The organism is Prevotella koreensis (assembly GCF_003977605.1).
GTDB lineage: Bacteria > Bacteroidota > Bacteroidia > Bacteroidales > Bacteroidaceae > Prevotella > Prevotella koreensis.
In genome coordinates, this window is the sequence record NZ_RYYU01000002.1 from 1 (window position 1) to 6,160 (window position 6,160).

A 6,160-nucleotide genomic window follows, 5' to 3' on the forward strand; every position below is an offset into this window, starting at 1 on the left:
ACTGCAATGCAATGCGGGAGAGTAGGTCGCCGCCCTCTTTAAATTGAAGTGTCCCTTTGACCGTAAATGGTCGGAGGGACACTTTGTTGTTTTTGGTGGAGAAGAAAGATTTTGAGGGGATAGAGGTAAGAAAGTGGAGAAGAAAGATTTTGAGGAGATAGAGAAGAATGTATGGCTCAACGGATAATTCCGGTTGTTGAGCCGAATCTATGTATTGATATATAGGTAAAATAAATGGATTTTTTTTGCGAAATCGTTTTTATTGTTTACTTTTGCATATCAAAAATAGATTCTTAAGGTTTGTGAAGTAGGAAAATACTGCAATGAATCTGTTATGGGTGAAAAATGTTGTATTTGCCTTTTATTAAGAATATGAAACGAAAGATAGAACTGCTTGCCCCAGCAAAAAATTTGGAGTGCGGTATAGTTGCTATTACTCATGGCGCAGATGCCGTTTATATCGGGGCTAATCGCTTCGGTGCTCGTGTTGCTGCGGGCAATTCTATAGAAGATATAGAAAAATTATGCCAGTTTGCCCATTCGTATTCCGCGAAGGTATATGTTACCGTGAACACAATTGTTTATGATAACGAGATAGAAGATACGAAACGCCTATTATGTGACTTGCAGAGAATCGGTGTAGATGCTGTATTGGTGCAAGACATGTCTGTATTGTTGAGTGTTGAAGAATTAGTTTTGGGTGCGAATTCTATTAATACTGACAATACTGTTTCAAATACTAATCTCAATCCTTCAACCATAATCTCTAAACTTTTTTCAATTCCTCTTCATGCGAGTACCCAGACTGATAATCGAACGGTAGAAAAAGTGAGATGGCTTCATTCTATTGGTTTCAGTCGTGTAGTTCTTGCAAGAGAGTTATCGGCATCTGAGATTGCAGAGATTCATCGTGCTGTACCTGAAGTAGAACTTGAAGTATTTGTTCACGGAGCGTTGTGTGTCAGTTATAGTGGTCAGTGCTATGTATCGCAACATTGTTTCGGTCGCAGTGCAAATCGTGGAGAGTGTGCGCAGTTCTGTAGACTGAAATTCCAACTCGAAGATGCTGGAAACAACAAGATAGACCGCTCACGCTATTTGCTTTCATTGAAAGACATGTGTAGGATAGATAATCTTGAACAACTTATAGACTCTGGTGCTACATCTTTCAAGATAGAGGGACGACTGAAAGATGCAATTTATGTGAAGAACGTGGTATCTGCATATAGCCAGAAGCTTAACGAAATAATAAAGAAGAGTGGTGGAAAACTGACAAGGTCATCTTTGGGAAATGTCGTTTACTCTTTCACGCCCAACCTACAGAAAACCTTCAATCGTGGTTTCACAAACTATTTTATCAACGGAAGGAATATGGGAATATCATCCCCAGACACTCCAAAAGCGATAGGTGAGTTTGTTGGCAGGGTGAAAGAGATAAGAGGAATGCGTATAATTGTTGCCGGCATATCATCTTTTTCAAACGGAGATGGTCTATGCTATATAAATAGCGACCATGAACTTGAGGGTTTTCGTGTAAATCGTGCTGAGAATAATTTTCTAATTCCGGCTAAGATGCCACAATCTTTAAAGGCTGGTATGTCGCTGTATCGCAACAATGACATACAGTTTGAGCGTGAACTATCTCGCGAGACATCATCTCGCAAGATACCAATAACTCTCATTTTAAGCGAGACAGATAAAGGTTTCTGCCTCAAGGCCAAGGTCAATGGAGATTCTGATGATGAGATTACTGCGACAGCCAACCTTGTGTCAGAGAAACAAGATGCCAATACCCCTCAAATAAGCAATATAGTGCGCCAGTTGACAAAACTTGGTGATACTCCTTTTATGTGTACTGACGTAAACTTTGAACCATCAGATTTCAACCGTTTCATTCCGTCAAGCCTTCTTGCAGGATTGCGTCGTGATGTTTCAAAACTTCTCACAGAAGCGATTGCCAAAAATATGCAGCGCGAACGCATGCGTGTGCAGACCGTAAAAGAAAACTCATTGACTCCACCTCCCAAGTTGGATATTTCTTATCTATATAATATAAGCAACCATGTCTCTCGTAAGTTTTATGAGAGTTGTGGAACAGATAATGTCGGAGATGCTTTTGAACTTAAATCACGTGTGTCCAGGCCTCTTGTGATGCAATGTCGACATTGTTTGCGTTATAGTCTTGGCTACTGTGTTAAGCATGGTGGAAAACGACCTACATGGCATGAACCACTCGCTTTGATACTTCCGGATGGTCGCCGTTTCCCGTTGGAGTTCGATTGTAAAAATTGTCAGATGAATGTGTATGCAGAATAAAGTCAGGTTGTTCTTATTCGTATTACTGCCGGTCATTGTACTATCAGTATGCTCTTGTGGCAATGGAATAAACACACGTCGTGAGAGCATTGTAGATACGGTTATGCTCACATCAAAACAAAAAGACAGCCTGCTTTTCGAGCAAAAACATCACTACTCACAGAACTATAATTTTGTGGTGAACAAGCCTTCGCTACTTCTTCTAAGGCAACTTCCTGAAGAGGCTCTAATCGGAATGCCTGTTGACAGTGTAAATCTTGTTAGTGGTGACCATATTGTTGTGGCAGACATACGTATAATTCCTCATGATACTAAGGATAGTATTTGGGTACAAGTAGCGCGCGACCAATTCACGTTCGGCTGGGCACGCGAGTCAGATCTTTTGCCAGCAGTGATTCCTGACGATCCGATTTCTAAGTTCATATCAATTTTCAGCGATGTCCATTATGTCATTTTTATAATTGTCATCATACTCATATCTGCAGCATACATAGTGCGTACATCGTACCGTCGAAATGCCAAGGTGGTCCATTTCAATGACATATCATCATTTTATCCAACCCTGCTGACACTCATAGTATCCACGTCAGCATCATTCTATGCCTCAATACAGAATTTCGCCCCCGACACTTGGCGTGAGTTCTATTTTCATCCTACATTGAATCCGTTTGTTGTAGAGCCAGGATTATCACTCTTTCTTGTTTCCGCGTGGTCAATGATAATCGTGTGGCTTGCCTGTATTGATGTCGTGCGTCATCATCTTCCGTTTGGTGATGCCTTGCTATATCTCTGCGGATTGGCAGCAGTATGCGCAGCCGACTATATCATTTTCAGTGTTTCTACTTTGTGGTATGTAGGTTATTTTCTTCTTGCCGGATACATCTACTTTGCTCTTTGGCGATATTTTCGACATTCCCGTGCACGCTATGTGTGTGGCAACTGTGGTCATATTATGTATCAAAAGGGACATTGCCCAATATGTGGAATATTGAATGAATAGGAAAAGCATTTCATTTCAAGTGCAAAATGCTATTTCATCGTATTAAAAATCCAAACAAATAAGGATTGTGTATTTTTCTTAATTCTTATACCTTTGCACCTGAAAATTAACTATGAAGGTTATAATGAAAAAAAAGATTTTATCCGTAGCCCTGCTGTTTTCTACCCTGTATGTTTCAGCGGGAGTCTTTAACAGTGTTCCAAGCGTCTCTCTTTCAGATAGTTCACGAGTTTATGATCTTGACGAAGTTATTGTAATATCACAACCTAAGGAACAATTTCGTTTGCGTATGCAGCCCATCAGTTCGTCAATGTTCTCCATAGCCGAAATCAATTCGCTCGGAGTGCGCGACCTGCGCGACCTATCTTCTTACGTTCCGTCACTTGTCATGCCAAATTATGGTTCACGTTACACTTCTACAATTTATGTGCGTGGTATCGGTTCACGCGTGAACAGTCCGGCTGTTGGCATCTATGTTGATGACATGCCGTTGGCAACCAATAGTCAGTATAATTTCCATACATATTCCACAGAACGCGTTGATGTTCTCCGCGGTCCGCAAGGAACTCTCTACGGAATGAATACCGAGGGAGGAATGATACGTCTTTATTCAAAGAATCCTCTGAAATATCAAGGCACAAACATATCTTTGGGTTGTGGCACGCATTTTTATCGAAACGTTCAGATTGAACATTTTGCAAAATTTGGTAGTCGTTTAGGAATGTCACTTGCCGGTTTCTATAATGGTCAGAACGGCTTCTTCCGCAATCGGACAACGGGACTTAATGCCGACAAATACAACGAAACAGGCGGACGATTTAGACTTGTATATAACGACAATAAACGCTGGACAGCAAACTTCATAGCCGACTATCAGTATGTTCGTCAGAATGGTTTCCCCTATGGTATAATGAATATTGCAACTGGTAAAACTGCTGATCCCGAGACAAATCGCCAAAGTAACTATCGTCGTAACATGCTGAATACCGGAGTTAACTTGAAGTATTATACCAACAACTTCGAGTTATTCTCATCAACTTCATACCAATACCTCAAGGATTATATGATGATAGACGTTGACTATCAGCCCATAGATCTCTTTCACATGGAGCAGAGGCAACTTCAGAATTCATTGAGTCAGGAGTTCACATTCAAAAGCAAAAAGCAAGGTGCATGGCATTGGACTACCGGTGCATTCGGTTCTTATATATGGCAGAAAACTGCCGCACCTGTTTATTTCGACAACGCTTTCACATCACGCATATCAAATGTTGTTGAGAAACAGATGTATAATGCCATATTGGCATCAATGATTGCAAGAATGGTGAATGAAGGAATGTCTGAAGCAGCAGCGGCAACTGCCGCTGCCGCTGCGATAGAGAAAGCCGGAGGAGTCTCGATGAATGTGGATATGACAGTGCCTGAACTCTTCCATACTCCGCATTTCAATCTTGGCTTGTTCCATGAAAGTAACTTCACATTCAATAATGTTACCTTTACGCTTGGTCTGCGCTATGATTATAGCCATGCATCAGTGCGTTACAACACATCGGCAATCATGGCCATGACTGCAAATGTGATGGGCAGACAGTCAACAAATATATTGTCGTCTGTGTTCAATGGCAGTGACAACAGCAACTTCAATCAGTTACTCCCGAAGTTTGGTGTAAGTTACCGTGTCGATGATGTAGGAAGTAACGTATATGCCATTGTCAGCAAAGGTTATCGTGCAGGTGGTTTCAACATCCAGATGTTTTCTGACATCATGCAGACAGAACTGAATGAAAACCGCGACAAAGCCAATCGTAACAATTATGACATACCGCACACAAGTGAGGACTATGATAGGGTGAACAGCACAATATCTTTCAAACCGGAAGTAAGTTGGAACTACGAAGTGGGAACACACCTCAACCTTTTTGCCAACTCCGTACATGTAGATCTATCGGCATATTATATGCAGGTGCGCGACCAACAACTTTCGGTTATGGCAGGCAAATACGGCTTCGGACGAATGATGGTCAATGCAGGTAAGAGTTTCAGTTTTGGTTTAGAGGCTTCACTCCGTGGAAAGGCTTTTGATAACAATCTATCATGGGCGGTGAACTATGGTTACACTCATGCCGCATTCAAAGAGTATGACGATGCTGTAATTGTTGATGATAAAGAGGTAAAGGTAAGTTATAAGGACAATAAGATTCCGTTTGTGCCAGAACATACCATGAGTGCACTGGCCGACTACACATTCCCTATTTCGGGCACTGGTCTTCGTACCATTACCGTAGGAGCAAATGCCTATGCACAGGGAAAGACTTATTGGGACGAGGCAAACACGTTCAGTCAAAAATTATACTGCATACTCGGTGCTCATGCCGATGCAGATTTCGGTTTTATAAACGTTAGCCTATGGGCACGTAACCTAACCGATACTAATTATAACACCTTTGCATCACTTAACAATGCCACAGGGAAGTATTTTGCACAACGTGGTAATCCTTTCCAAATCGGTATGGACTTGAAATTCCACTTCTGATATATAAATGATTGATTGAAAGTAATGGCTGCATCGGATTTTCCGGTGTAGCCATTAGTCTTTTATTCAAAATAATATATGTTCTGCAAAATTTGGAATTGACAAGATTATTTGATAACTTCGCGGTTTGAAAGGTTTGGTATTCATGTAAAATAATGAAAAGAATAATGAGAAATTTGATGAACAACCTATATGTTGTCGCCATGTTTGTTATGCTTTTTGGCTTATATGACAAAAATGTGCTTATTTTAGAGTCGTTCTCTCTTATGTGACAAAAATGTGCTTAAAAACTCCCATTCCCCTTTTATTTT

The 6,160-nt window shown here is 40.8% G+C and carries 3 protein-coding genes; all 3 read left to right on the top strand.

Annotated features, from left to right (window positions below; translation table 11 throughout):
• Positions 1-372 precede the first annotated feature (372 nt).
• Positions 373-2,316 carry a peptidase U32 family protein gene (locus EHV08_RS11340; RefSeq protein WP_126679498.1) on the top strand — a complete coding sequence of 648 codons (1,944 nt, stop codon included), beginning with the start codon at positions 373-375 and terminating at the stop codon, positions 2,314-2,316.
• Positions 2,306-3,316, top strand: coding sequence for a zinc ribbon domain-containing protein (locus EHV08_RS11345; protein WP_203227089.1), 1,011 nt, complete (start codon positions 2,306-2,308; stop codon positions 3,314-3,316). Before EHV08_RS11340 ends, EHV08_RS11345 begins: the two co-directional genes overlap by 11 nt.
• Positions 3,317-3,440: 124 nt before the next feature.
• Complete coding sequence (locus EHV08_RS11350; RefSeq protein WP_203227090.1) at positions 3,441-5,849, top strand: TonB-dependent receptor; 2,409 nt, start codon at positions 3,441-3,443, stop codon at positions 5,847-5,849.
• Positions 5,850-6,160: the final 311 nt, after the last annotated feature.